General features: G+C 64.8%; 24 protein-coding genes. 12 read left to right on the forward strand and 12 right to left on the reverse strand.

Features of this window, described 5'->3' with window-relative positions:
• Nucleotides 1-82 precede the first annotated feature (82 nt).
• A complete protein-coding gene (locus tag ASF77_RS00990; protein ID WP_056333059.1) occupies nt 83-763 on the forward strand; it encodes a Fe2+-dependent dioxygenase in 681 nt (226 codons plus the stop codon).
• Between the two features lie 128 nt (nt 764-891).
• On the opposite strand, the gene ASF77_RS00995 is transcribed toward ASF77_RS00990, so the two are convergent.
• From ASF77_RS00995 to ASF77_RS01015, 5 genes are all read right to left on the reverse strand, one after another.
• On the reverse strand, nt 892-1,377 hold the full coding sequence (locus ASF77_RS00995; RefSeq protein ID WP_056333062.1) for a hypothetical protein: 486 nt from the start codon (nt 1,375-1,377) through the stop codon (nt 892-894).
• 259 nt (nt 1,378-1,636) lie between these two features.
• Nucleotides 1,637-4,345: an aconitate hydratase AcnA gene (gene acnA, locus ASF77_RS01000; protein WP_056333065.1), complete on the reverse strand. Its 2,709-nt coding sequence runs from the start codon at nt 4,343-4,345 to the stop codon at nt 1,637-1,639.
• A gap of 111 nt (nt 4,346-4,456) precedes the next feature.
• Entirely contained in the window at nt 4,457-5,011 is a 555-nt protein-coding gene (locus tag ASF77_RS01005) for a hypothetical protein (protein WP_056333067.1), read from the reverse strand.
• Nucleotides 5,011-6,000: a CoA ester lyase gene (locus ASF77_RS01010; protein WP_056333069.1), complete on the reverse strand. Its 990-nt coding sequence runs from the start codon at nt 5,998-6,000 to the stop codon at nt 5,011-5,013. The genes ASF77_RS01005 and ASF77_RS01010 overlap by 1 nt, the downstream gene beginning before the upstream one ends.
• A 150-nt stretch (nt 6,001-6,150) precedes the next feature.
• On the reverse strand, nt 6,151-7,140 hold the full coding sequence (locus tag ASF77_RS01015) for a malate dehydrogenase (RefSeq protein WP_056333072.1): 990 nt from the start codon (nt 7,138-7,140) through the stop codon (nt 6,151-6,153).
• A gap of 301 nt (nt 7,141-7,441) precedes the next feature.
• On the opposite strand from ASF77_RS01015, the gene ASF77_RS01020 reads away from it, so the two are divergent.
• The 8 genes from ASF77_RS01020 to rnk all read left to right on the forward strand — a co-directional run bounded on the left by ASF77_RS01020 (nt 7,442) and on the right by rnk (nt 14,557).
• Nucleotides 7,442-8,209, forward strand: coding sequence for a GntR family transcriptional regulator (locus ASF77_RS01020; protein WP_056333075.1), 768 nt, complete (start codon nt 7,442-7,444; stop codon nt 8,207-8,209).
• Nucleotides 8,210-8,418: 209 nt separating this feature from the next.
• Nucleotides 8,419-8,841: a succinate dehydrogenase, cytochrome b556 subunit gene (gene sdhC, locus ASF77_RS01025; protein ID WP_056333078.1), complete on the forward strand. Its 423-nt coding sequence runs from the start codon at nt 8,419-8,421 to the stop codon at nt 8,839-8,841.
• Nucleotides 8,842-8,843: 2 nt separating this feature from the next.
• Nucleotides 8,844-9,212, forward strand: coding sequence for a succinate dehydrogenase, hydrophobic membrane anchor protein (sdhD, locus tag ASF77_RS01030; RefSeq protein WP_056333081.1), 369 nt, complete (start codon nt 8,844-8,846; stop codon nt 9,210-9,212).
• Nucleotides 9,213-9,214: 2 nt separating this feature from the next.
• Nucleotides 9,215-10,996 carry a succinate dehydrogenase flavoprotein subunit gene (gene sdhA, locus ASF77_RS01035; protein ID WP_056333084.1) on the forward strand — a complete coding sequence of 594 codons (1,782 nt, stop codon included), beginning with the start codon at nt 9,215-9,217 and terminating at the stop codon, nt 10,994-10,996.
• Nucleotides 10,997-11,049: 53 nt separating this feature from the next.
• On the forward strand, nt 11,050-11,760 hold the full coding sequence (locus tag ASF77_RS01040; protein ID WP_056333085.1) for a succinate dehydrogenase iron-sulfur subunit: 711 nt from the start codon (nt 11,050-11,052) through the stop codon (nt 11,758-11,760).
• Between the two features lie 285 nt (nt 11,761-12,045).
• Entirely contained in the window at nt 12,046-12,309 is a 264-nt protein-coding gene (locus tag ASF77_RS01045; protein WP_056333088.1) for a succinate dehydrogenase assembly factor 2, read from the forward strand.
• Between the two features lie 56 nt (nt 12,310-12,365).
• Nucleotides 12,366-13,667, forward strand: a complete 1,302-nt coding sequence (gltA, locus tag ASF77_RS01050; protein ID WP_056333092.1) for a citrate synthase — start codon at nt 12,366-12,368, stop codon at nt 13,665-13,667.
• A 482-nt stretch (nt 13,668-14,149) separates the two neighbouring features.
• Nucleotides 14,150-14,557, forward strand: a complete 408-nt coding sequence (rnk, locus tag ASF77_RS01055) for a nucleoside diphosphate kinase regulator (RefSeq protein WP_056336153.1) — start codon at nt 14,150-14,152, stop codon at nt 14,555-14,557.
• Between the two features lie 9 nt (nt 14,558-14,566).
• Here the strand turns inward: rnk and ASF77_RS01060 are convergent, their stop codons facing one another.
• Nucleotides 14,567-14,947 (reverse strand): hypothetical protein, encoded by a 381-nt coding sequence (locus tag ASF77_RS01060; protein ID WP_056333097.1) that lies wholly within the window; start codon nt 14,945-14,947, stop codon nt 14,567-14,569.
• A 121-nt stretch (nt 14,948-15,068) separates the two neighbouring features.
• Here ASF77_RS01060 and ASF77_RS01065 point away from each other — a divergent pair, with 121 nt between their 5' ends.
• Both ASF77_RS01065 and gluQRS read left to right on the forward strand, forming a co-directional pair.
• Nucleotides 15,069-15,563, forward strand: coding sequence for a nuclear transport factor 2 family protein (locus ASF77_RS01065; RefSeq protein WP_056333100.1), 495 nt, complete (start codon nt 15,069-15,071; stop codon nt 15,561-15,563).
• Between the two features lie 147 nt (nt 15,564-15,710).
• A complete protein-coding gene (gene gluQRS / locus ASF77_RS01070; RefSeq protein ID WP_056333105.1) occupies nt 15,711-16,604 on the forward strand; it encodes a tRNA glutamyl-Q(34) synthetase GluQRS in 894 nt (297 codons plus the stop codon).
• On the opposite strand, the gene ASF77_RS01075 is transcribed toward gluQRS, so the two are convergent.
• A complete protein-coding gene (locus tag ASF77_RS01075) occupies nt 16,601-17,191 on the reverse strand; it encodes a CHRD domain-containing protein (RefSeq protein ID WP_056333109.1) in 591 nt (196 codons plus the stop codon). The two genes, gluQRS and ASF77_RS01075, sit on opposite strands and share 4 nt — an antisense overlap.
• 217 nt (nt 17,192-17,408) lie before the next feature.
• Nucleotides 17,409-17,870, reverse strand: a complete 462-nt coding sequence (locus ASF77_RS01080) for a DUF421 domain-containing protein (RefSeq protein WP_056336156.1) — start codon at nt 17,868-17,870, stop codon at nt 17,409-17,411.
• Nucleotides 17,871-18,022: 152 nt separating this feature from the next.
• Here ASF77_RS01080 and ASF77_RS01085 point away from each other — a divergent pair, with 152 nt between their 5' ends.
• Nucleotides 18,023-19,279 carry a hypothetical protein gene (locus tag ASF77_RS01085; protein WP_056333114.1) on the forward strand — a complete coding sequence of 419 codons (1,257 nt, stop codon included), beginning with the start codon at nt 18,023-18,025 and terminating at the stop codon, nt 19,277-19,279.
• Between the two features lie 43 nt (nt 19,280-19,322).
• On the opposite strand, the gene ASF77_RS24605 is transcribed toward ASF77_RS01085, so the two are convergent.
• From ASF77_RS24605 to ASF77_RS01105, 4 genes are all read right to left on the reverse strand, one after another.
• Complete coding sequence (locus tag ASF77_RS24605) at nt 19,323-19,694, reverse strand: hypothetical protein (protein WP_056333117.1); 372 nt, start codon at nt 19,692-19,694, stop codon at nt 19,323-19,325.
• 83 nt (nt 19,695-19,777) lie between these two features.
• Nucleotides 19,778-20,431, reverse strand: a complete 654-nt coding sequence (locus ASF77_RS01095; protein ID WP_056333122.1) for a response regulator — start codon at nt 20,429-20,431, stop codon at nt 19,778-19,780.
• The gene (locus ASF77_RS23950; RefSeq protein ID WP_056333126.1) at nt 20,428-21,954 is read right to left on the reverse strand and encodes an ATP-binding protein; all 1,527 of its coding nucleotides are present in this window, start codon (nt 21,952-21,954) and stop codon (nt 20,428-20,430) included. Before ASF77_RS23950 ends, ASF77_RS01095 begins: the two co-directional genes overlap by 4 nt.
• Nucleotides 21,955-22,122: 168 nt before the next feature.
• Nucleotides 22,123-24,420, reverse strand: coding sequence for a catecholate siderophore receptor Fiu (locus ASF77_RS01105; protein ID WP_056336159.1), 2,298 nt, complete (start codon nt 24,418-24,420; stop codon nt 22,123-22,125).
• Nucleotides 24,421-24,845 lie beyond the last annotated feature (425 nt).

Consider the following 24,845-nt stretch of genomic DNA (forward strand, 5'->3'; position numbering starts at 1 on the left):
CACTGGTTCTCACCTGTCACGCGCGGCCCTCCTTGCTTGAAGCGGGGAGGGTCGTGTTATTTTCGGCAAAGGAAATCACAGCATGATGCTCCATATCCCGGGCGTACTGAACGCGGAGCAGGTGACGCAGATGCGCGCGCGCTTGGCAAGCACCGACTGGATCGACGGCCGCGCCAGCGTCGGCGCCCAGGGCGCGCAGGTGAAGCGCAACCGCCAGCTGGCTGAAGGCTCGCCGCTCGCGGTCGAACTCGGCCAGATGGTGAGCGCGGCCCTGATGGCGCACCCGCTATTCTTCTCCAGCGTGCTGCCGCTGCGCATCCTGCCGCCTTACTTCAACAGCTACGGCGGCGGCGAGCACTACGGCCTGCACGTCGACGGCGCGATCCGCGCCCAGCGTCCCGGCCTGCCGGCAATCCGCGCCGACGTCTCGACCACGGTGTTCCTGAGCGAGCCGGACGAATACGAGGGCGGGGAACTGGTCGTGGTCGACGCCTACGGCACCCACGAGGTCAAGCTGCCGGCCGGCGACGCCATCGTCTATCCGTCGGGCAGCGTGCACCAGGTGCTGCCGGTAACGAGCGGCGAACGCATCGCCTCCTTCCTCTGGACGCAAAGCATGGTGCGCGACGACGGCAAGCGCGCGCTGCTGTTCGAACTGGACACCAATATCCAGAAGCTGCGCGCCGCGCATGGGGAGTCGGATGCGACGGTCGGGCTAACCGGGCATTATCACAACCTGCTCAGGATGTGGGCGGAGGTGTAGGTAAGCGCGTGGGCACGGGGCGCCCGGTCGAACCGTGGTCGAGGCCATTGGCCTCGACCACCCCTACGGTATGCGCTCGATGTAGGGTGGACGGCTTTGCCGTCCACGCGTCGATACGTGACGGAAGATCAGCGCCGCAGCACCAGCGCCCGCGCATAGACGAAGCGCACGCCGTACCAGATCGCCGCACCCGCCGCCGCGAAGATGGCCGCCGCGATCATCGGCAGCACCGCCCCGAAGGTCCAGGTCATGCCGATCACGAAGCCCAGCACGCAGGCGGCGCGGTGGATCGGGTAGAACACGGCGAGCAGGCCCAGGGACAGCACCATGGTCTCGGTCGCGCTGCTCTGGCCGGCCGTGAACAGCAGCGAGAGCACGGCGCCGAACACCAGCGCGCCGGTGAAGGCGGCGAAATCGCCATGGGCGGCGAGCGGATTGGCCTTGCGCCGGCGTTCGATGCGGCCGAGCAGGAACCAGGCCAGCAGGGGCAGGGTCAGCAGGCCCCACCAGTTCGACAGCACCGGCAGGCTTGGGTCGGCCAGCAGGTGGTGCGCCGGCACGCCGCCGTTGACGTGCTGCACGCCCAGGATCGCGGCCATGACCAGCGTCACCATTACAGTAGCTTTCGACCGCATAGCACCCCCTATGTTGTTTGTGTCCATTCTCCGGATTATTGACGAATGAGCAAGCAAAATCTGGTATGTATGCTGAGCGTCGGATTGTGGTGTTCGACCGTGCCTTGAACGCGTGGGCCGGGAATCAGTCCACTGGACTGATTTCCCCCGCCCACGCTACAAAAGAAAAGGGCTGGAACCCATCGAGGTTCCAGCCCTTTTGTCATCCACAGCCCGCCTTGCAGCGGGCCGGAGACAATTACGCAGCCAGCAGCTGGCGCAGCACGAACGGCAGGATGCCGCCATGCTTGTAGTAATCGACTTCGATCGGGGTGTCGATACGCAGCAGCACTTGCACTTCCTGCGATTCGCCGTTTTCGCGGTGGATCACCAGGGTGGCCAGCTGTTGCGGCTTGATCTCGCCTTCCAGGCCCTTCAGGTCGAAGGTTTCCTTGCCGGTGATGCCGAGCGTTTCGACGCTGTCGGTGCCGATGAATTGCAGCGGCAGCACGCCCATGCCGACCAGGTTCGAGCGGTGGATGCGCTCGTACGAACGCACGACGACCGCCTTCACGCCCAGCAGCTGGGTGCCCTTGGCTGCCCAGTCGCGCGAGGAGCCGGTGCCGTACTCTTCGCCGCCGAACACCATGGTCGGGGTGCCTTCGGCCACGTACTTCATGGCCGCGTCGTAGATCGACATCTGTTCGCCGGTCGGCTGGTGAATCGTGATGCCGCCTTCGACCGCGGAACCGTCAGGCTTGGCCGGGATCATCTTGTTCTTGATGCGCACGTTGGCGAAGGTGCCGCGCATCATGATCTCGTGGTTGCCGCGGCGCGAGCCGTAGGAGTTGAAGTCGGCTTTCAGCACGCCGTGATCCTTCAGCCACTTGCCTGCCGGGCCGTCTTCCTTGATGGAGCCGGCTGGCGAGATGTGGTCGGTCGTGATCGAGTCGCCGAACACGCCCAGTGCGCGCGCGCCCTGGATGCCGGTAGCGGCTGCCTTCGGGGTCATCTCGAAGTCGGCGAAGAACGGCGGCTCGGCGATGTAGGTCGACTCAGGCCAGTTGTACACTTGGCCTTCGGTGCTGGAGACGCGCTCCCACAGTTCGCCCGGGTTGCCCTTGACGTCGGCATAGTTCTTCTTGAACACGTCCGAGTTCATCGCGAAGCGCATCAGCTCGCCCACTTCCTGGCTCGACGGCCAGATGTCGCCCAGGTAGACGTCGACACCGTTGGTGTCCTTGCCGACCGGCTCGCTCATCAGATCCTTCGTCATGTTGCCGGCGATCGCGTAAGCGACGACCAGCGGTGGCGAGGCCAGGAAGTTCGAACGGATGTTCGGGTGGATACGTGCTTCGAAGTTACGGTTGCCCGACAGGACGGCCGAGGCGACGATGTCGTTCTGGACAATCGCGGCGTTCAGTTCCGGGGTCAGGTCGCCGGCGTTGCCGATGCAGGTGGTGCAGCCGTAGGCGGTCACGCCGAAGCCCAGCTTTTCCAGGTAAGGCAGCAGGCCGGCGGCGGTCAGGTACTCGGTGACGACGCGCGAGCCAGGAGCCAGCGAGGACTTGATGTGCGGGGCGACGGTCAGGCCGCGCTCGACGGCTTTCTTGGCCAGCAGGCCGGCGGCCAGCAACACGCTCGGGTTCGACGTGTTGGTGCACGAGGTGATGGCGGCGATCAGGACGTCGCCGTTCTTCACGCGCACGCCGTTGGTCGTCTCGTAGACCTTCGACAGGTCTTCAGGCGCCTTGTTGAAGCCGTTCTCGGTGGTCGGCTTGCTGAACAGTTCGGTGAAGTTGTTCTTCACGTTGCCCAGTTCGATACGGTCTTGCGGACGCTTCGGGCCGGCCAGCGATGGGGTCACGGTCGACAGATCGAGCGAGACGACGCGGGTGTAGTCGATTTCGCCGGCTTGCGGAATACCGAACATGCCTTGCGCCTTATAGTAGTTCTCGAAGGCGGCGATTTCTTCTTCGGTACGGCCGGTGCCGCGGAAGTAGTCGACGGTTGCTTCGTCCACTGGGAAGAAGCCCATGGTCGCGCCGTATTCCGGCGCCATGTTGGCGATGGTCGCGCGGTCGGTGGTCGACAGCGAACGGGTGCCTTCGCCGAAGAACTCGACGAACTTGCCGACGACTTTTTCCTTGCGCAACAGTTCGGTGATGGTCAGCACCAGGTCGGTCGCGGTGCAGCCTTCGCGCAGCTTGCCGGTCAGGTTGACGCCGATGACGTCCGGGGTCAGGAAATAGACCGGCTGGCCCAGCATGCCGGCTTCGGCTTCGATGCCGCCCACGCCCCAGCCGACGACGCCGACGCCGTTGATCATGGTGGTGTGCGAGTCGGTGCCGACCAGGGTGTCAGGGTAGTAGGTCTCGCCTTGCTTCATGACGCCGCGCGCCAGGTACTCGAGGTTGACCTGGTGGACGATGCCGAAGCCCGGTGGCACGACGCCGAAGGTGTCGAAGGCCTGCATGCCCCACTTCATGAACTGGTAGCGCTCGTTGTTGCGCTGGAATTCCAGTTTCATGTTCAGGTCGAGCGCGCCCGGCTCGCGGAAGTGGTCGATGGTGACCGAGTGGTCGACGACCAGGTCGACCGGCACCAGCGGCTCGATCTTCTTCGGATCGGCGCCGGTCTTGGCGGCGACGTTGCGCATCGCGGCCAGGTCGGCCAGCAGCGGCACGCCGGTGAAATCCTGCAGCACGACGCGGGCCACGACGAAAGGAATCTCGTCGGTGCGCTCGGCGGTCGCGGCCCAGTTGGCGACCTGGCGGACGTGCTCTTCGGTGACCTTCTTGCCGTCGCAGTTACGCAGCACGGATTCGAGGACGATACGGATCGACACCGGCAGGCGCGACAGGTTCACGCCCAGGCTTTCGCCCAGCGCCGGCAGCGAATAGAACTGGCCGGACTGGCCCGCGCTCAGCGGGAAATCCTTCAGCGTGTTCAGGGTGTTGCGAGACATAAGCTCTCCTTCAGTGGGGTCTCTTGTTATTGCATGTCGCGTGTGAAAAAACCCCTCCGTGGCTGTCCCCGGAGGCTTTTTTCACACGCTCTATAGGTGCTGACGCGGGCGTCAGCCTTTCTTTTCTTCCGACACGGCAGCCACGAGTGGCTTGCTTTGCTCGGCATTCTTGCATTCATTGGCCAGCTGGCGGTTCAGGCGCGAGTCGAGCAGGATGCCCTTCGACGGGATGCCGATCCAGATCAGGCGGAAATTGGTGTTCTCGAAGCGCATGGCGCCGGTGGTCGTGCCGACCCGTTCCATGCGGTGCAGGCGCTTCTTCCAGCGCAAGGCGATGTGCGAATCGTCGCCTTCGTTGGTGTAGATCGTGACCTTGTTGTTGAGTTCGCAAGCGTACTCGGTGACCTTGGTGTCGGTGATGTCCGGCTCGGCCTCGTCCTTCGGCGCCCAGGCGTCGTCGGCGGCCGCGGTGGTGGCGGCAGCGGCGGTGGCGCCGGCGGCGGCCTTCTTCGTCTTCGACTTCGACGAGGATTTCTTGGCCTTCAGGACGTCTTCGGCTTTCGGGTGGTTTTTCTCGGGAGCCGCGAACGCGGAAGCGTTGCACAGGCCGAGGGCCGCGAGCGCGAAAGCGCCGGCGGCGAACAGGTGTTTGGGGGAGGAGGACATTAGTGGAGTTCCGTTGGGTTGACGATTGCCGCCGCGGCTTCGGGCAGCACCAGGCCGGCCAGCTTCGCGCGCTGCAAAACGGTCCAATAATATCGGTAGCTGGCGCGGTCGTGCAAGCGCCCATGCTGAGCGATCGGTCCCCAGTTCACCGCCATCGCTTCCTGCAAAATGTTGGTGGCTTCGTTTACTTCCGACAGACGGGGCGTAAACGCCTTGACGATCGGTTTGATCTGGTCTGGGTGGATGCTCCACATGCGCGTAAAACCGAATTCGGCGCCGGCGCGTTGTGCATCGTTTGCCACAATCGCGCTGTCTTTGATCTCGGTCGTCACATTATGCGAGGCCACCTTGCCGTGCGCATGACATGCCGCAACCATCTCCAGCTTGGCGCGGACAACTAATGGGTGCGTAAACTGTCCGGGAGTGCGCATCGCGGCGGCCGGGATCGCACCGAAGTGCGAAGAGACGAAGTCCATGATGCCGAAGGACAGGCATTCGACCTGGGGCAGGGCGGCGATCTCGTAGGCATCGTGCAGGGCGCCGTGGGTTTCGATCAGCACGTGCACCGGCAAAGCCGGACGGCCGTTCGGCACGGCGACGCGGTTGATGATTTCCAGGGCGCGCCGCACGTCCTCGATGCCGTTCGGTTTCGGCAGTACGACATAAGCCAGCTTCGACGCCGCCGCGCCGACGATGGCGACCACGTCGCCCACGAAATGCGGGCTGTCGATGTCGTGCAGGCGCACGCCGATGCGGTTGAAGCGGTTGTCTTCGCTGGTCAGGAGCGCGGCCACCAGCTGGGCGTGCGCGGCTTCGTTGCCGGCGGCGGCGCCGTCCTCGCAGTCGAAGGTAATGTCGAAGACGGGGCCAAGCTCTTGTTGCAGGGCCATCGACTTGCGCATCAGCTTCTCCGAGCCGCAATAATGATCGCAGGCGGGAAGCAGGAGCGGCTGGCGTTTGCCCTGGAATAAAACCTCGGAAGGGTGCATGGTCGGTTCAGTCGGTGCCGGTACGGATGGGGCGGAAATGGCGGATGCGGACGAAGAAACCGCCGTGTCGCTTGCGGCAACACGGCGGGTGCGGCGAAGGGGCGGCTTGGCCGGATCCATGTTCGCCGACTTTACGCTTACACCTCGGGCTTAGGCCAGCAGGTGCGCCACGCCTTCGCGCTCTTCGGTCAGTTCCTTGAGCGTCAGGTTGATGCGCTCTTGCGAGAATTCGTCGATCTCCAGGCCTTGCACGATCTTGTACTCGCCGTTTTCGACGGTGACCGGGAAGCCGAACATGGTGCCTTCAGGGATGCCGTACGAACCGTCCGATGGGATGCCCATCGTGGTCCACTTGCCGCCCGTGCCCAGGTGCCAGTCGTGCATGTGGTCGATGGCGGCGTTGGCGGCCGAAGCGGCCGACGAGGCGCCGCGTGCGTCGATGATGGCGGCGCCGCGCTTGCCGACGGTCGGCAGGAAGGTGTCGCGGTTCCAGACGTCGTCGTTGATCGCTTCCTTGACCGACTGGCCGTCGATGGTGGCGAAGCGGTAGTCGGCGTACATCGTCGGCGAGTGGTTGCCCCAGACGGCCATCTTCTCGATCGAACCGACCGGCTTGCCCAGCTTGGCGGCAACTTGCGACAGGGCGCGGTTGTGGTCCAGGCGCAGCATGGCGGTGAAGTTCTTCGCCGGCAGGTTAGGCGCCGATTTCATGGCGATGTAGGCGTTGGTGTTGGCAGGGTTGCCGACGACCAGGACTTTGACGTTGCGCGCAGCGACGGCGTCGAGCGCCTTGCCCTGCACGGTGAAGATCTGGGCGTTGGCTTCCAGCAGATCCTTGCGTTCCATGCCTGGGCCACGTGGACGTGCGCCGACCAGCAGGGCGAACTCGACATCCTTGAAGGCGGTCATCGGATCGCTGTGCGCGGTCATGCCGGCCAGCAGCGGGAAGGCGCAGTCGTCGATTTCCATCATAACGCCCTTCAGGGCCTTCTGTGCTTTTTCGTTGTCGATCTCGAGCAGCTGCAGGATGACCGGCTGGTCTTTGCCCAGCATGTCGCCGTTAGCGATGCGGAACAGCAGCGAGTAGCCGATCTGGCCGGCGGCGCCGGTAACGGCAACACGCATTGGGGTTTTAGCCATGATGAATCTCCAAAAGTGGGAATGAAAACGGTCGAAGCCGAGGATACGCCTGTTTAGGGAAACTGCAATGATACCAAAACGGACATGGATCCTGGGGGTGTCCGGTAGAAAGCCATAGCGAGCAACTGCGCGCCAATCTGTCTTTGCGCGCGGCGCGCGGCCCGCACGGACGCCCGATCGACCGCGAGTGTAGTCCTCGCTTGTCGTCCCGTCAATCCATATCATATGTCTTATATAAGACACATATGTTGCCGGGTGTACACTGGACGGAAGGGGGGCTTTTGTGGTGAAATCGTGGTCTATGAATTCCGTCCCGACCAACCCTTCCGGCGAAGCGCCAGGCAGCACTGCCTCGCCGTCGTTCCGGCCGCTGTATCAGCAGATCAAGGGGCTGATCACGCAGAGCCTGCAATCGGGGGAGTGGAAACCGGGCGAGCTGATGCCGAGCGAGGTCGAACTCGCCGCGCGCTTCAAGGTCAGCCAGGGCACGGTACGCAAGGCCATCGACGAGCTGGCGGCCGAGAACCTGGTCGTGCGCCGGCAAGGGAAGGGTACCTTCGTCGCCACCCACCACGAAGAGCGCGCGCACTTCCGCTTCCTCAAGCTGATGCCCGACGAGGGCGTTCCCCACCATCCCGACAACCGCATCATCGAAGTCAAGCGCATCCGTGCGCCGGCCGAGGTGACGCGCCTGCTCGAACTGAAATCCGGCGACGCGGTCGTGTACATCAAGCGCGTGATGTCCTTCGACGGCGCGCCGACGATTCTGGAAGAGCTGTGGCTGCCAGGGCAGGTGTTCAAGGGACTGACGGCCGAGCGCCTGGTCGAGTACAAGGGGCCGATGTACGGGCTGTTCGAATCCGAGTTCGGCACGCGCATGATCCGCGCCACGGAAAAGATCCGCGCCGTCGGGGCCGACGCCGCGGCCGCGCATTATTTGCATGTTGTTGAGGGAACGCCATTGCTCTGCGCCGACCGGGTCTCATTTACCTATGGCGACCGGCCGGTGGAGCTGCGGCGCGGGCTGTATTTGACGGCGCAGCATCATTACCAGAACGAGTTGTCGTAAGGACGCACGGGCCGTGGCCGGCGGTTCTTGCGCCGCCCGCTGCAGGTTCGCTGCTATGCGTATAAAATATGTTGTTGAGAAGAAAGCGCCGAACAATATCCGGTTCCACGTTTGACCCACGAATATTCTGGGATCGCGTCTTGGTGCAACGCAAAAAATCGGCGAAAATTAAGGGTTAATCACATTTTGTCAGTCAAGGGAGGTGTTGTATGTCCGAAGCGATAACAAAGCAGCAAAAGAGAGGACAGCCGATCCGTAATATCCACATTACGGACATCACGTTGAAGTATCGCCAGCCGCCGTCGGCGATCGTATCGATCCTGCACCGCATCAGCGGGTTCGTCCTGTTCCTGATGCTGCCGTTCCTGCTCTACCTGCTGCAGGAAAGCCTGCGTTCGGAAATCTCGTATTACCACTTCGGCGGCATCGTCGACAACGCCTTCACCAAGATCATCCTGCTGGGACTGATCTGGGCCTACGCGCACCATTTCACCGCCGGTATCCGCCACCTGTTCATGGACAATCACATGGCCCTGGACAAGGACGCCGCCCAGAAGACCGCACGCTGGGTGCTGGTCATCAGCCTGGTTTTGACCGCCCTCTGTGGCCTGAAACTGTTCGGAGTATTCTAATTATGGCAAGCAAGAATAATATCGGCCAGCGCCGCCTCGTCGTCGGCGCCCACTATGGTGTGCGCGACTGGCTGGCGCAGCGCGTGACCGCCATCCTGATGGTGGTGTACACCCTGATCTTGTTGGGCACCTTCCTGACTGCACAAAATTTCACTTACGAAGGCTGGGCGTCGCTGTTCTCGCGCCAGTGGTTCAAGCTCTTCTCCCTCGTGACCTTCCTCGGCCTGTACTACCACGTCTGGGTCGGCGTCCGTGACATCTGGATGGACTACGTCAAAAACGCCGGTATCAAGCTGGCCTTGCAGTTCGCTACCGTGCTCTGGCTGCTGGCCTGCGCCGCCTGGACTGTGCAAATTCTCTGGAGTGTGTAATCGTGGCAGCAATTAAAACTGCAATCCCTTCCCGCCGCTTCGACGCGGTCATCGTCGGCGCCGGCGGTTCCGGCATGCGCGCCTCGCTGCAGCTGGCTGAAGCCGGCCTGAACGTCGCCGTGCTGTCGAAAGTCTTCCCGACCCGCTCGCACACCGTCGCGGCGCAGGGCGGTATCGGCGCCTCGCTCGGCAACATGAGCGAGGACGACTGGTACTGGCACATGTTCGACACCGTCAAGGGCGGCGACTACCTGGGCGACCAGGATGCGATCGAATTCATGTGCCGTGAAGCACCGAAGGTCGTCTACGAGCTCGAACACTTCGGCATGCCCTTCGACCGCAACCCGGACGGCACGATTTACCAGCGCCCGTTCGGCGGCCACACCGCCAACTTCGGCGAAAAGCCGGTGCAGCGCGCCTGCGCCGCGGCCGACCGTACCGGCCACGCACTGCTGCACACGCTGTACCAGCGTAACGTGCGCGCCCGTACCCACTTCTTCGTCGAGTGGATGGCCCTCGACCTGGTGCGCAATGCCGAAGGCGACGTCGTCGGCGTGGTGGCACTGGAAATGGAAACCGGCGACGTGATGATCCTGGAAGCGAAGACCACCATCTTCGCCACCGGCGGCGCAGGCCGTATCTTCGCCGCATCGACCAACGCCTTCATCAACACGGGCGACGGCATGGGCATGGCGGCACGCGCCGGCCTGCCGCTGCAGGACATGGAATTCTGGCAGTTCCACCCGACTGGCGTGTCCGGCGCGGGCGTGCTGATTACGGAAGGCGTCCGTGGCGAAGGCGGTATCCTGATCAACTCGAACGGCGAACGCTTCATGGAGCGCTATGCGCCGACCCTGAAGGATCTGGCGCCGCGCGACTTCGTCTCGCGTTCGATGGACCAGGAAATCAAGGAAGGCCGCGGCTGCGGCCCGAACAAGGACCACGTCCTGCTGGATCTGCGTCACATCGGCGCCGACACCATCAAGAAGCGCCTGCCTTCGATCCTGGAAATCGGCCACAAGTTCGCCAACGTCGACGCCACCAAGGAACCGATCCCGGTCGTGCCAACGATTCACTACCAGATGGGCGGCATCCCGACCAACATCCACGGCCAGGTCGTCACGCCTGACGTCGTCAACGGCGGCCAGAAGGTCGTGAATGGCCTGTACGCCATCGGCGAATGCGCCTGCGTCTCGGTGCACGGCGCCAACCGCCTCGGCACCAACTCGCTGCTCGACCTGGTCGTCTTCGGCCGTGCCGCCGGCAATCACGTGGTCGCCTCGAACCTCAAGCAGCAGGCCAACAAGCCGCTGCCGAAGGACGCCGCCGACTTCGCGATGGATCGCCTGAACCGCCTCGAGACCTCGACCGGCTCGGAAAAAGTGCAGGACGTCGCCAACGACATCCGCGCCACGATGCAGAAGTACTGCGGCGTGTTCCGTACCGACGCGCTGCTGACGCAAGGCGTGAAAGAGATCATGGTGCTGGACGAGCGCCGCAAGCACGTCGCCTTCAAGGACAAGTCGAAAGTGTTCAACACCGCGCGCGTCGAAGCGCTCGAACTGGACAACCTGATCGAAACCGCGAAAGCGACCATCGTCTCGGCCCAGGCCCGTAAAGAGTCGCGCGGCGCCCACGCGCACAGCGACTACGAACAGCGCGACGACGCCAACTGGATGAAGCACACCCTGTTCTATTCGGAAGGCAACCGCCTCGAGTACAAGGCTGTGAACCAGAAGCCGCTGACCGTCGAGACCTTCAAGCCGAAGGCCCGTACTTTCTAAATATTGTTACGGTTCGGGGCAGTGCCCCGGGCTCAAGAAAACATAGGTAAAACATGGCACGCACAGTCCACCTGAAGATCTACCGCTACGATCCGGACAAGGATTCGAAGCCTTACATGCAAGACGTCACCGTCGAACTGAAAGACACCGACAAGATGCTGCTCGACGCACTGCAGCGCATCAAGTCGGACGTCGACGATTCGCTGGCCCTGCGCCGCTCGTGCCGCGAAGGCGTCTGCGGTTCGGACGCGATGAACATCAATGGCAAGAACGGTCTCGCCTGCACCACCAACCTGAACGAACTGACCCAGCCGATCGTGCTGCGTCCGCTGCCGGGCCTGCCGGTCGTGCGCGACCTGATCGTCGACATGACCCAGTTCTTCAAGCAGTACCACTCGGTCAAGCCGTTCCTGATCAACGACTCGATCAAGCCGGAAAAAGAACGCCTGCAGTCGCCGGAAGAGCGCGAAGAGCTCGACGGCCTGTACGAGTGCATCCTGTGCGCCTGCTGCTCGACCTCATGCCCGTCGTTCTGGTGGAATCCGGACAAGTTCGTCGGCCCGGCCGGCCTGCTGCAGGCCTACCGCTTCATCGCCGACTCGCGCGACGAAGCCACCAACGAGCGCCTGGACAACCTGGAAGACCCGTACCGCCTGTTCCGCTGCCACTCGATCATGAACTGCACGGACGTCTGCCCGAAGGGCCTGAATCCGAACAAGGCGATCGGCAAGATCAAGGAATTGCTGGTTCGCCGCGCAATCTAAGTTGGTCGTTCGCGGCTGGCGCAGTCATGCTGGCCGTGAACGCGTGGGCACGGGGCGCCCACCCTACGTTACGCAACGGCCGACGTTTCAACAAGCGTACGAGCAATCGCGACGCGTAGTTGTAGGGTGGGCGCCCCGTGCCCACGTGGTACACCGCATGCAAGCGCAATTTCGGATATCCTCCCCCGCATTGCGCCCAAAGTATTGCAATAAATACAGTAGAAGTACGGTACTGCCCATTCCGGGCAGCCGGAGTATAGTGTTGACCCAACAACGGACTCTAGAGTGACGCATCAATCCGACCCCGCCAACCGTGCCCGCCTGCGCTGGCGTGCACGCCGTGGACTGCTCGAAAACGACCTGATCCTCACGCGCTTCCTCGATGCGCACGAGGCGGATCTGAGCGATGACGAGGTCGATGCGCTGACCCGCTTGCTCGACCTGGCGGACAATCCGCTGATGGATCTGCTGCTGGCACGCGCCGAGCCCGAAGGCGAAGTCGACCTGCCGCACGTGCACGCCTTGCTGGCGCGCCTGCGTCAAGCGTGAGCGAGACACCGGTTTCGTTTTACTATTTTAAGATCCACTCCCAAGAAGGAAGTGCCATGAATATCTCTGATACCAAAGCCACCCTGTCGTTCTCCGACGGCAGCCCATCGGTCGACATGCCGATCTACAAGGGCACGATCGGCCCGGACGTCATCGACATCCGCAAGCTGTACGGCCAGACCGGCAAGTTCACCTACGACCCGGGCTTCATGTCGACCGCGGCATGTAACTCGAGCATCACCTACATCGACGGCGACAAGGGCGAACTGCTGTACCGCGGCTACCCGATCGAACAGCTGGCCGAGAACTGCGACTTCCTGGAAACCTGCTACCTGCTGCTGAACGGCGAACTGCCGAACGCCGAGCAGAAGGCAACCTTCAGCGACACCGTGACCAAGCACACGATGATCCACGAGCAGATGAATTTCTTCTTCCGTGGTTTCCGCCGTGACGCGCACCCGATGTCGGTGCTGGTCGGTACCGTCGGCGCCCTGGCCTCGTTCTACCACGACTCGCTCGACATCAACGACGCCAAGCAGCGCGAAATCTCGGCGATTCGCCTGATCGCCAAGCTGCCGACCCTGGTCGCGATGGCCTACAAGTACTCGATCGGCCAGCCGTTCATGTACCCACGCAACGACCTGTCGTACAGCGCCAACTTCATGCACATGATGTTCGCCAACCCGTGCGAAGAGTACAAGGTCAACGACGTGCTGGTGCGCGCCCTCGACCGCATCCTGATCCTGCACGCCGACCACGAGCAGAACGCCTCGACCTCGACCGTCCGCCTGGCCGGCTCGTCGGGCGCGAACCCGTTCGCCTGTATCGCTGCCGGTATCGCCTGCCTGTGGGGCCCTGCCCACGGCGGCGCCAACGAAGCCGCGCTCACCATGCTGAAGGAAATCGGCTCGGTCGAGAACATCCCGGCTTTCATCGCCAAGGTCAAGGACAAGAACTCGGGCGTCAAGCTGATGGGCTTCGGTCACCGCGTCTACAAGAACTTCGACCCGCGCGCCAAGCTGATGCGCGAAACCTGCCACGAAGTGCTGGAAGAGCTGGGCCTGCAGGAAGACCCGCTGTTCAAGCTGGCGATGGAACTGGAACGCATCGCGCTGGAAGACGAATACTTCGTCTCGCGCAAGCTGTACCCGAACGTCGACTTCTACTCGGGCATCGTGCAGTCGGCTCTGGGCATCCCGGTCTCGCTGTTCACCGGTATCTTCGCCATGGCCCGCACCATCGGCTGGATCGCCCAGTGGAACGAGATGATCGCCGATCCGGAGCAGAAGATCGGCCGTCCACGTCAGCTGTTCATCGGTTCGCCGGTGCGCGATGTGCCGTCGCTGGACAAGCGTTAATACCGTTTAGGCGGTTTGATGAAGAAGCGGGCTACGGCCCGCTTTTTTCGTTAACCGTCGTGTGGTTGACGAATGGGGTGATGTGGCTATACTGAGGTTTGGCCGTTGACGGCTTTGCGGTATGCAAGTTGTGTACCGCGTGGGGTCATGGGGGCCAATGGCCGCCATGACGGCTCTTCTTCGGAGAGCCCCCCCTACGATTATTGGTTTGCGACCTTCATTATGAATTCATCGAGCTACTGCCTGCAGCTTTGTGGTTCGCCCCTGAACGAGGGAGGTCGTCGTTCGTCCGTGCCGTTCGTCTGCACGCCGCCGGCGTGCGTGCGAGATCTCGCCTGGCTCTATCGGGCTCGGTGAGGATTTCGGCCGGCCTCGCGCCATCCGTCCTCCCGAGCCTCCTCCACCGCATCGACCTTCTTCCGCAGCGCGCGGAGGATTTCCCTTTTGCCGGCCGCACCATGCGGCCACACATGGAGTACATCATGAGACCACCGATCGTCGTTTCCTCGCTCGACATGGAGCGCCTTGAAGACCTGCTCGATTCGCTGCCCGCCGCCCAGGCCGGCGTGCGCGCGACCCTGCTGGACGAACTGGCGCGCGCCGAGCTGGTCGAGCCCCACGACATGCCGCAGGATGTCGTCACCATGAATTCGCGCGTGCGCTTCGTGCTCGATGACGCGCCCCGGGAATTCGACATGCTGCTGGCCTACCCGAAGGATGTCGACGGCGCGCCCGACAAGCTGTCGGTACTGACGCCCGTCGGCAGCGCGCTGCTGGGACTGAAGGTGGGCGACAGCATCGACTGGACGCGGCCGGACGGCGCGCGCTTCGACGTCACCGTGCGCGAGATCGTCTACCAGCCGGAGCGGGCCGGCGAGCTGCACCGCTGAGCGGGCGATTCAGCGGCAGACGCCGCGCAGCTTGGCCACGGCGATGAAGGGCAGGGCGAGTACGCCGTTCAGGAAAAAGGTGGGTTGATTGCGCAGACCGTCGGCATGCAGGCAGTCGGGCAGGCGTGCACCTGCGAAATCCCGGGCGAAGCCTTCGTAGGGCGTGGCGCTCAGGATCTGGCCGTCTCGCCGACGGGTGCGCTCGGTGTCTGCCGGCGCGGCGGCGATCGCGGCGCGGATCGTGTCCTTGTCCAGCCGATGACGGAGAGGAAGCTGTAGCGCCAGCTTCGTGGCCGGCGCCGCCTCCTCCGGTTGCGCGGGCGCCGCCGCTTCCGGCGCTGCATGGGCCAGGAGAGGCAAACTGAGCACGCAGAACAGGAGTGAGCGCATGGCGGCTGGAAAATGTGATGTTGCCAAATGTATACCTCAATTGTAAATGTTTGGCAATTTGAACACTTGGTTACATATGGCTGTGTAGAATGTGATTTTCCAGTCAACATTCAGCACACTCATGAAACGTTTGTTGCTCGCCTGCTCGCTGCTGCTGTGCGCCCTCGTGGCGCACGCCGATCCTGTGCTGAAGAAGCAGGTGAACGCCTTCGTCGACCGCTGGCATAGCGACGCCGCGCATGCGCGTCCGGCCTATTTCGACAAGATCGCCAAGGACGGCATCTATATCGGCACCGACAAGAGCGAGCGCTGGCGCCGCGACGAGTTCAAGGCATGGGCCAAGCCCCATTTCAAGCGCAAGTCGGCCTGGGCCTTCAAGACGCTGCGCCGCAACGTGTATTTTTCGGACGACCGGTCGGTCATCTGGTTCGACGAGCTGCTCGACACGCAGATGGGCATCTGCCAGGCCAGCGGCGTCATGCGCCGCAAGGGCGACAGCTTCGAGATCGTTCACTACCAGCTGTCGATGGCGGTGCCGAACGAGGTCGGCAGCCAGGTGACACGCCTGATTCGCGATTTCGAGGAGAAGGATGGCTGGAAGGGCGGCCCTAGATAGGCCCTGTGGTATCGTGTGGCCCCGTTCCACTCTACGAGCGTGTGAAAAAATCGCCATGGCGGCGTTGCATCGCCTTGCCGTAGCCCGTACTGTCTGCGGCGATGCGCCTTGCCCTGACGATTTTTCACACGCTCTACCTGTAACACCGTGAGCACCACCTACATCGGCCGTTTTGCGCCATCCCCCACCGGCCCGCTGCACGCCGGTTCGCTGGTCGCGGCCGTGGCCAGCTATCTCGACGCACGTGCCCATGGGGGCGAGTGGCTGGTGCGCATCGAGGACATCGACGAAGGCCGTAGCGTCCCCGGCGCGGATGGGGCCATCCTCGCGCTGCTCGATTCGCTCGGCATGCACTCGGATCGCGAAGTGGTGTGGCAGAGCCGCCGCAAAGCCCTCTACGCGGCGGCGGCCGAGCGCCTCGGTGCGCATGCCTACCCCTGCGGCTGCAATCGCCGCGAGATCCTCGATTCGCGCCTGGGCGTTGCGCCCGACGGCGCGGCCATCTATCCGGGCACCTGCCGCCATGGCCTCGCGCCCGGACGCGGCATGCGCAGCCTGCGCCTGCGCGTGCCCGAGCCCGGCGCGGACGCGATCTCCTTCGTCGACCGCTTCGCCGGCCCGATGACCCAGCACCTGGCGAGCGAGTCGGGCGACTTCGTTCTCAAGCGCGCCGACGGCTATTGGGCCTACCAGCTGGCGGTGGTGGTCGACGACGCCGAGCAGGGCGTGACCGACATCGTACGCGGCTTTGATCTGATCGATTCGACGGCGCGCCAGATCTACCTGCAGCGCGTATTGGGCGTGCCGACGCCGCGCTACCTTCACGTGCCGGTCGTGCGCAACGAGCACGGCGAAAAGCTGTCGAAGCAGACCGGCGCGCTGGCCGTGCTGCCTGGGGACGAAACGGCGGCGGTCCAGGCCTTGCTCGCCGCCGCGCGTTTCCTGGGCCTGCCCCTGGAGCGGCCGGACTCGCTCGCCGCCTTCTGGGCGGCGGCGATCCCCGCCTGGTCGCGCCTGCTGGACGAGCGCGGCGCGCGTTAGCGCACCCCGGCGCGGCGCCGCGCCATCAGCCCCATCCCCGCCAGCCCCAGCCCGAGCATGCCCCAGGTCGCCGGTTCCGGAATCGGCGCCGCCACCAGGAAGCCGCGGATTTCGCCGGCCGGAAACTCGGTCGTATGGATGTTCAGGTAAACCGTATTCGCGGTGATGGCATCGATCAGCGCCGTGCTGGCCGCAGCCGGCGTGCCGCCGAATGCGGCCAGGAAATCCGGCGCGTAGATCGAGGCATCGGTCAGATCGAAGGCTTGCGAATACAGGCCGTTGGTCACCCCGGTCGGGAAGTCGTCGAAGGGCAGGGCGATCGGAGCGGTGCCGGTGAAGGCGGCGGTGGTGCAGCAGTGGATGTGGGCGGCCACGACGGTGCCCAGCAGGTCGCGAAAGGGCACCTCGGCACGCATCAGGTTGCCGTCGATCTCGAAGCTGGCGACGCTCGAGCCGGGCGAGCCGTTCGGCGGGCTTTCCGCCGGGCCGCTGGCCACGGCCTTGATGATCGTCGTCTGGGCCTGGCTGGCCGCGGGCACGAGCGCGAGCGCCGCCGCCAGCGCCAGCAGGGACAAGTTCTGTTTCATGGCAGACCTCCTGATTAGGAAAGAATCCAACGCGCCACGCCGTGACGCTGCCGAAAAAATTAGCACATGAATGGACGACGTCCCACACGGTACGGATGGGCAGGAGCCGCTGAGCAATAAGCACTCAGGGAAATGGAACGAGCGAAAAAATGCGCGGAATGTGATACGGATTCCAGGGCATTCGCCCCAGGGTGAATCATGTCGACGGCCAGGCCGCCTATTTCTTTTGCTGGATCGTGATCTCGCCGTCGGCCTCGAGGAAGGCGCATTGCATGTCCGCACGCGAACAGTCGGCTGCGCGCAGCGCCTGCTCCAGGTCGGATTCGGTGATGCGGCAGCGCTTGACGACTTTATCGAAGAACTGGCCGTCGCGCCCGATCAGCACCGCGGTGCCGTCGAGCATGATCGAGGCGCGCTTGCTGTAGGTGGAAAGCATGGCCACTGCCGTGTTCAGCACGATCAGCGTGGCCGCGACGATCAGCCCGCCGCCCACCGAATCGTCGCCGCCGGACAGGGAATTCGAGACCGCCTCCGACAGCAGCATCACCACCAGCAAATCGAAAGGCGTGAACTGGCCGACCGTGCGCCGGCCGGACAGGCGCACCATGACGAGCAGCGTCAGGTAGACGACCGCCCCGCGCACGATGAATTCCCACCACGCCAGATCCATATCGAACATGACCGCCCCATTGAACATACGCTGATGGGGCCGATTCTAATCATTTTGCTAACAAGATGCCGTCCGATACGCACCAGCCCCGCGCGCTCGTAACAAACACAGGCATATTCGGGAGAGGAGTATGCTTGCCTGGCTCTCGAGAGGAGGATCGCATGGCAAGGCATCCTGGGATATTCCCTACATTCTTTCTGTCCGGCTTCGAATGCTCGAACTTCCTCTGGAAGGACAGGGTGCGGCGTAACCTGGTCGCGGAAACCGGGCACGACCGGCACGCCGCCGAGGACTACCGGATGCTGGCCGGCCTCGGCATCGCCGTCGCGCGCGAAGGGATTCCCTGGCCGTTGGTAGACCGCGGCGGCGCGTACGACTTTGCCATGCTCGATCCCTACATCGACGCCATGAACGCGGCGAAGGTCAGCCCGATCTGGGATCTCTGCCACTACGGCTACCCGGACGATCTCGATCCGTTCAGCGATGCCTTCACCGCGCGTTTCGCCGCCTACTGCCGCGCCGCCGCCGAATACGTGCTGCCGAAGGTGCGCGGCCCGCACTTTTTTACACCGATCAACGAAATCACCTTTTTCTCCTTTTGCGCCGGCGAGTGGGCCTGGGCCGCGCCCTACCGCTGCAGCCGCGAAGACCGACTGCGCCTGCGCCTGGCGCTGTGCCGGGCCGCGATTGCCGGCGTCAAGGCGATCCGCGAAGTCGATCCGGAAGCGCGCATGGTGCACATCGACCCGCTGGTACGGGTGGTGGCGCCGCGCGACCGTCCCGACCAGATCGAGGCCGCGCGCCACGAGACCGAAGTCGACACCTTCCTGGCCTGGGACATCATCTGCGGCCGCGCCCATCCCGAATTCGGCGGGTCACCCGAGATCCTCGATATCGTCGGCGCCAACAACTATTCCTTCGGCCAGATGGAGTACCGCGAGAGCGGGCCGCACGCGGCCTTGGCGCCCGGCGACGAGCGCATCGCGCCCCTGTGCGACATGCTGCGCACGGTGTGGGAGCGCTACCGCCGGCCGATGATCATCGGCGAGACCAGCGGCTTCGGCCGCGGCCGCGCGGAGTGGCTGCGCGACGTGATGGGCGAAGCGCTGGCTGCCGTGCGGCTCGGCATGGATCTGCAGGGCATCTGCCTGTTCCCCGCGGTGGACATGCCGGACTGGCACACGGGCGAGTGGCTGCACAACGGCATCTGCGACCTGGTCGAGCAAGTTGGCGAACCGAGCGGCGACTTGCGGCGGGTGCCCGATCAGGGCTATGTCGACGAGCTGCGCCGCTGGCAGAAGGAGCTGAACCGGGTCACCCGGCTGGACGAGGATCCCTATAGCGACCCGGTCGAATTGCAGGACGTGGTCGATGCGGCGCACCGGCTGAACATGCAGCCGGACCAGAACTGGCACTGAGAAACTGGCACTGAGGAACTGGCGCTGAGAAACTGCGCTTCCCTCAGCTGTCTTTCCTGTAGCTGCGCAGCTGGAACGCCATGCGGCCGTCGACCCGTTTGCACAGGCCGCTCATGGTTTCGCCCGGGCCGGGCGTGAAGCGCAGGCGGCTGCCGTCGGTCTTGCCGGCGCAGGCGGCGTGGGCCTCGGCCGGTACCTCGGGCAGCGGCGGCGGCGCCGGAATGGCCGCTGGCGGCGGCGGCGCGGGTGGGGCCGGCGGCGCGGGAAGATCGGATGGCATCGGCGGCGCCGGTGGCGCCGGTGGCGCAGGCGGGGCCGGCGGCGCGACGTAGGAAGACGTCCTCTCCTGGGCGGCCACGTCGGCGGCGCCGGCGCCGATCAGCAGGGCGGCGAAAAAGATGAAGCGAGCATGCATGTCGTTCTCCTGATGGTGAGGCGCCCAAGCTGGCGCCGACATGACGCATCATCCGCCGCGAATGTGGAGAAAGAATGGAGGCGCTACGGCTCGAACCGGTAACCGAGTCCGTAAATCGAGCGAATCGGCTCGTACTCCGGCGTCGCCAGCGCGATCTTGCGGCGCAAGTTCTTGATGTGGCTGTCAACGGCGCGATCCGTCACCTCGAGCTTGTCCTGGTGCGCCTGCGCCAGCAGCTGGGCGCGCGACAGCACCTGGCCCGGTCGGCGCGCGAGCGCGGCCAGCAGGGCAAATTCCGTCGGCGTCAATTCCAGCGCCTGCCCGCGCAGTCTGGCGCGGCGTGCTCTGGCATCGATGGCCAACGGCGCCGCCGGCACGCCCGCGCGGCGCAGGATCGCTTTCACGCGCGCCACCAGTTCGCGCGGGCTGAAGGGTTTGCAGAGGTAGTCGTCGGCGCCCAGTTCCAGTCCCAGCAGGCGGTCGATCTCCTCGACGCGCGCGGTCGTCATCACGACCGGCACCTCGGAAAAGCTGCGTACCTCGCGGCACAGCGCCAGGCCGTCGAGGCCGGGCAGCATCAGGTCGAGCACGACCAGGGCGGGCGGCGCGGCGCGGATCGCGGCCAGCGCCGCGGCGCCGTCGCCGAACACCGTGGGCACAAAGCCGGCCGCGCGCAGGTAGTCGGCCACCAGGGCCGCCAGTTCGGGTTCGTCCTCGACGATGTAAATGGTGTTCATGCGAGCGGAAAACCGAGGGTGACGCGCAGGCCGCCCGTCGGCGCGTGCGCGAATTCGAGCTGGCCGCCTTGCGCCTCGACCAGGCGCCGGCACAGCGCGAGGCCGAGGCCGGCGCCGCCGCCGGCGCGGCTGCGCGAGGCGTCGACACGGTAGAAGCGTTCGCCCAGGCGCGCCAGGGCGGTGTCGGGCACGCCGGGCGCGCTGTCGTCGACGGTCAATGCGAACCGTCCGCCGTCCGCGCGCGCCGAGAGCAGCACGCGCCCCGGCGCGCTCGTGTAACGCAGGCTGTTTTCGAACAGGTTGCACAGCACCTGGCGCATGCGGTCTGGGTCGAGCAGGACGGTCGCGCGCGGCGGCGCGGCGGCAATGTCAAGCGTCAGGCCCGCCGTGCGCAGGCGTTCGCCGAAAGCCTCGGCCTCGTCGCAGGCCAGCTGCCACAGGTCGGCCGGCTCGCGCCGCAAGTCGAGGGCGCCGACGTCCGCGCGCGCCAGCGCATACAGTTCGTCGATCAGTTTCGAGAGCGCCAGCACCTGGCGCAGCATGGCCGCCACTTGCGGCGGGTCGGCGCTGCGTACGCCATCCTGCACCGCCTCCAGCTGGGCGCGCAGGACGGCCAGCGGCGTGCGCAGCTCGTGCGAGGTATCGGCTACCCACTGGCGGCGCGCCTCCTCGGCGCCCTGCAGGCGCGCTGCCAGCGCATTGAAATGGCCGGACAGTTCGCCCAGCTCGTCGCTGCGGTTTTCTTCAAGGCGGGTCTCGAAGCGTCCGTCGGCCAGCAGGCGCGCGCCAGTGGCCAGGCGGCCGATCGGACGCCGGAAGTGCAGGGCGAGCAGGGTCGCGACCAGGGCGCTGAGCAGCATGCCTGCGGCGGCGATCGGCCACAGGCTGGCGCCCAGCTGCTGCAGGAAGGCATAGGCGAGGGCGTCGGTCGGCCGCGCCGTGCGCGCCACGGCGAGGTAGCCGATGGTGCGGCCTTCGAACAGGATCGGGCGCCGCGCCAGCGGCAGCGTGCCGGGCGGGCGGCCGGCGACGAACTTGCCGGCGGCATCGAACAGGGTGATGCGCGACTGCAGGGGCGCGTCGCCCGGCTCGGCGTCGACGGGGATCGCGCGCAGTGAAGGCAAGGGCAGCGGCGGCAGCGGCGGCAAGGGCGGAGCCGGTGGCGCCGGCGGAGCGGGCGCGGCGGGCGGCGCGGGCAGGGCCGGTGCCGGCGCAACCGGTGCCGCTGGCGCGGGCGCCACTGCGACTGCGCGCGCCTCGCGCTCGGCCTGCAGGCGCGCCAGTTCGCGTGCGATCCAGTCGCGCCTGCCGTCGGCCGGAATGAAATCCCAGCCGCCGTGGCGGGCATGGCGGCGCGCGAGTGCGTTCGACAGTTCTTCCAGGCGATCGAGTTCGATCTGGACGGCATAGTCGCCGAAGCCCTCGAGCACGTTCTGGCGCAGCAGCCAGACGGCGCTCGCCGCCACCGCCAGGATGGCCAGCAGGACGGAGGCAAACAGGCGAAGGCCGATCGATATCTTCAAGAGGTGTGCATGGGTGGTGGTGGCATGCCATTCTAGGCCAAGCCTCGTCCCGGAAGACGAAAAAAAAGACGCCCGTCACCGCGAGGCGAAGGGCGTGCTTTGAAGCCGATGCGCTGCTGGAGGAGCAGAACTGTGGCGCTGATGATCAGCGCAAATCAGGAGCGCAGATCAGAAGCGGAGATTCGCGGTCAGGCTGGCCGAACGCGGCGTGCCCGGCGTGTAGCGGTAGCCGCTCTTGTTGATCGCCGCGACATAGCGCTCGTCGCCGACGTTGTAGACGTTCAGGCGGATGTCGAGGTTCGGGGTGACGGCATACGAGGCCATCGCGTCGAACACCCAGTAGGAATCGGCATAGGCCGGGGTGCCGATGGCGCCGTCGGTGCCGCGCAGCAGGCGGTCGGAGAAGCGCGCGCCGCCGCCGACCTTCAGGCCGAAGGGCAGGTCGTAGGACGTCCACAGCGTGAACGAGCTTTTCGGCGTGTAGGTCAGGGCGTTCTCGCCGCCGGCGGTGATGACCTTGCCTGCTTCGACGCTGGTGTCCATGTACAGGTAGCCGGCGCTGACCAGCCAGTTGCGCGCCACTTCGCCGACCATGCCCAGCTCGACGCCCTGCACGCGCTTCTTGCCGGTCTGGTAGTACTTGAGGTCGACCGGATCCTGCTCGACTTCGTTCTTCACCTCGGTGCGGAACAGTGCGGCCGACAGCGACAGCTTCTGCTTGAAGAGGTCGAGCTTGCCGCCCAGTTCCGTGGTCATCGTTTCCTGCGGATCGTAGATCGGGTTCTGCGCGCTGTTGAGGTTGCCCGACACCGTGAAGCTCGAACCCGGCGGCTGCTTGGAGCTGGCGGCCATCGCATACACGCTGCTGTTGGCGGTCGGCTTGTAGAGCACCGACAGCTTGCCGTTGACGAAGGTGTCGCCGACCTTGAAGTGGGTGGCGACCGGACCGACGGTTGCCGTCGGCGCGGCCACCACGGTGTAGTCGCCGCTGAAGTGGTCGGCGCGCAGGCCGCCGTTGATGATCCAGTGCTCGCCGATCTTGATGGTGTCGAAGGCGTACAGGCTTTGCGTGTCGACGGTGGCGTCGTTGTAGGCGCCGGTGCGGCGTGGCGCGTAGCCGATCAGCGGCGCGCCCGGATCCGGGTTGTACAGGCTGGTGCGGCCGTCGATACCGACCGTGCCCAGGCCAGTGAGGCCGTAGGTGATCTGGCTTTCGCTGGTCAGCTCCAGGCCCGTCACCAGCGTGTGGCGCAGCGAACCGGTGTCGAACTGGGAGGTCAGCGCGGTCTGGTTGGTGATGATCTTGTTCTGCTGATCCTTGACAGTGCGGGTGTTGCGCACCAGCGTCCAGGATGCAGGGTCGTTCAGCGTGGCCGGCGTGGTGCCGATGTTGGCCGCCGTGCCCATGAAGGCGGAGAGCAGGTAGTCCTGGCTGGTGCGGCCATAGCGCGAAATGTTATGCAGCTTGAAGCCGGGCGCGAAGTCGTGCTCGATGCGCACGGTCGCCATGTCGGCCTTGATCTTGTCGTAGTCGGCGTTGGAGCCGTAGAAGTTCTGCGGGTCGACGGTCGGCGCATTGCCGATCTGCGGACGGGTGCGGTCGGGGCTGGAGTAGCCGGGCAGGCCGATCGTCGGCACGCCGCCATCCGGGATGTTGTCCTGGTCGACGTGCAGGTAGTCCAGCACCACGCGCGTCGGGCCGTTCAGGCCGAAGCCCAGGCTCGGCGCGATGGCCCAGCGCTTGTCCTTGACGACGTCGCGCGCGGCGTCGCCGGAATCCTGGCCCATCGCGTTCAGGCGCAGGGCGATGCCGCGCTCGGCGTTCAAGACCTTGTTGGCGTCGACCGTGAGGCGCTTCTGCGAGGCGCTGCCGCCGGTGACCGAGCCGGAGATGGCATCGGCCATGTGCGCTTTCTTCGTCACCAGGTTGACCGAGCCGGTCGGCGCGCCGCGGCCGTTGTCGGTGCCGGCCGGGCCCTTCACGACGTCGATCTGTTCCAGGTTGAAGACGTCGCGCGAGACCGAGCCGACGTCGCGTACGCCGTCGACGAAGATGCTGCCCGAGGTATCGAAGCCGCGCATGAAGATGGCGTCGCCGGTATTCGTGTTGCCGTTCTCGCCGAGGAAGAAGGCACCGACGCCGGGCGTGTTGCGCAGTGCTTCGGTGAGGGTAAGGGCGCCTTGCTGCTCGATCAGTTCCTTCTTGATGACCTGCACCGACTGGGCCGTGTCGACCAGCTTTTCCGTGTACTTCGGCGAGCTCGCACGCTCGGCCTTGAAGTCATTCTCGGTTCTGCCGACGACTTCGACCTTGGAGACGGGCGCGCTGGCGGCGTCGTCGAGTGCGGGTGGGGTGCTGGTATCCGCTGCCTGCGCCGCGAGCGGCAGCAGCATGGTCGCCAGGGCGGCGCTCATGTGCTGGTTGAAACGGCTGGTGGCGTGCTTGCGGCTTTTGATCGATTGCATGGTCATCCTGTTTTTCTCTCGTTGGAGGACACCCGTTTGGCGCGGGCGCTTCTTGTTGAACTGACCAGCATTCTAGTGAGCGTTTTGCGTTTTGTAAATGAGAATTGTTATCATTCGCGTTCAATTGAAGTCGGTGGGTATCGTAGGGTGGGCTCTCCGAGCCCACGCGGTACGGCATATGCGCACACGCGGCGCAAGGGATGCTCGCCGATTGCCGCGATGAATTGGGATGGGGGCGTCCGCGGCTTCACGGCGACGATGTACCAATGCACGAGCACGACCGCGTGGGCACGGGGTGCCCACCCTACGGACGCAACCGTACGAAGTAAGAGATCGTTGGCCGGTCAGCCAGCAAGTCAAAAAGTTTTGCACAGAAATTGTGGATAACACTGTGCGGCACTGCCGCGCTCAGCCGGCAAGTGCTT

Origin of the sequence: Massilia sp. Leaf139 (genome assembly GCF_001424165.1) — a bacterium.
Lineage (GTDB): Bacteria > Pseudomonadota > Gammaproteobacteria > Burkholderiales > Burkholderiaceae_D > Telluria.

What these genes read in the sequence shown, in the direction of transcription:
- ASF77_RS01075 (WP_056333109.1), bottom strand. Translation starts at nt 17,191, where the DNA reads ATGAAACAGAACTTGTCCCTGCTGGCGCTGGCGGCGGCGCTCGCGCTC.
- ASF77_RS01105 (WP_056336159.1), bottom strand. Translation starts at nt 24,420, where the DNA reads ATGCAATCGATCAAAAGCCGCAAGCACGCCACCAGCCGTTTCAACCAG.
- sdhC (WP_056333078.1), top strand. Translation starts at nt 8,419, where the DNA reads ATGTCCGAAGCGATAACAAAGCAGCAAAAGAGAGGACAGCCGATCCGT.
- ASF77_RS01005 (WP_056333067.1), bottom strand. Translation starts at nt 5,011, where the DNA reads ATGTCCTCCTCCCCCAAACACCTGTTCGCCGCCGGCGCTTTCGCGCTC.
- ASF77_RS01095 (WP_056333122.1), bottom strand. Translation starts at nt 20,431, where the DNA reads ATGAACACCATTTACATCGTCGAGGACGAACCCGAACTGGCGGCCCTG.
- rnk (WP_056336153.1), top strand. Translation starts at nt 14,150, where the DNA reads ATGAGACCACCGATCGTCGTTTCCTCGCTCGACATGGAGCGCCTTGAA.
- ASF77_RS01010 (WP_056333069.1), bottom strand. Translation starts at nt 6,000, where the DNA reads ATGCACCCTTCCGAGGTTTTATTCCAGGGCAAACGCCAGCCGCTCCTG.
- ASF77_RS01060 (WP_056333097.1), bottom strand. Translation starts at nt 14,947, where the DNA reads ATGCGCTCACTCCTGTTCTGCGTGCTCAGTTTGCCTCTCCTGGCCCAT.
- sdhD (WP_056333081.1), top strand. Translation starts at nt 8,844, where the DNA reads ATGGCAAGCAAGAATAATATCGGCCAGCGCCGCCTCGTCGTCGGCGCC.
- ASF77_RS01040 (WP_056333085.1), top strand. Translation starts at nt 11,050, where the DNA reads ATGGCACGCACAGTCCACCTGAAGATCTACCGCTACGATCCGGACAAG.
- ASF77_RS01080 (WP_056336156.1), bottom strand. Translation starts at nt 17,870, where the DNA reads ATGTTCGATATGGATCTGGCGTGGTGGGAATTCATCGTGCGCGGGGCG.
- gltA (WP_056333092.1), top strand. Translation starts at nt 12,366, where the DNA reads ATGAATATCTCTGATACCAAAGCCACCCTGTCGTTCTCCGACGGCAGC.
- ASF77_RS01065 (WP_056333100.1), top strand. Translation starts at nt 15,069, where the DNA reads ATGAAACGTTTGTTGCTCGCCTGCTCGCTGCTGCTGTGCGCCCTCGTG.
- ASF77_RS00990 (WP_056333059.1), top strand. Translation starts at nt 83, where the DNA reads ATGATGCTCCATATCCCGGGCGTACTGAACGCGGAGCAGGTGACGCAG.
- acnA (WP_056333065.1), bottom strand. Translation starts at nt 4,345, where the DNA reads ATGTCTCGCAACACCCTGAACACGCTGAAGGATTTCCCGCTGAGCGCG.
- ASF77_RS01085 (WP_056333114.1), top strand. Translation starts at nt 18,023, where the DNA reads ATGGCAAGGCATCCTGGGATATTCCCTACATTCTTTCTGTCCGGCTTC.
- ASF77_RS24605 (WP_056333117.1), bottom strand. Translation starts at nt 19,694, where the DNA reads ATGCATGCTCGCTTCATCTTTTTCGCCGCCCTGCTGATCGGCGCCGGC.
- ASF77_RS01020 (WP_056333075.1), top strand. Translation starts at nt 7,442, where the DNA reads ATGAATTCCGTCCCGACCAACCCTTCCGGCGAAGCGCCAGGCAGCACT.
- ASF77_RS01015 (WP_056333072.1), bottom strand. Translation starts at nt 7,140, where the DNA reads ATGGCTAAAACCCCAATGCGTGTTGCCGTTACCGGCGCCGCCGGCCAG.
- ASF77_RS00995 (WP_056333062.1), bottom strand. Translation starts at nt 1,377, where the DNA reads ATGGTGACGCTGGTCATGGCCGCGATCCTGGGCGTGCAGCACGTCAAC.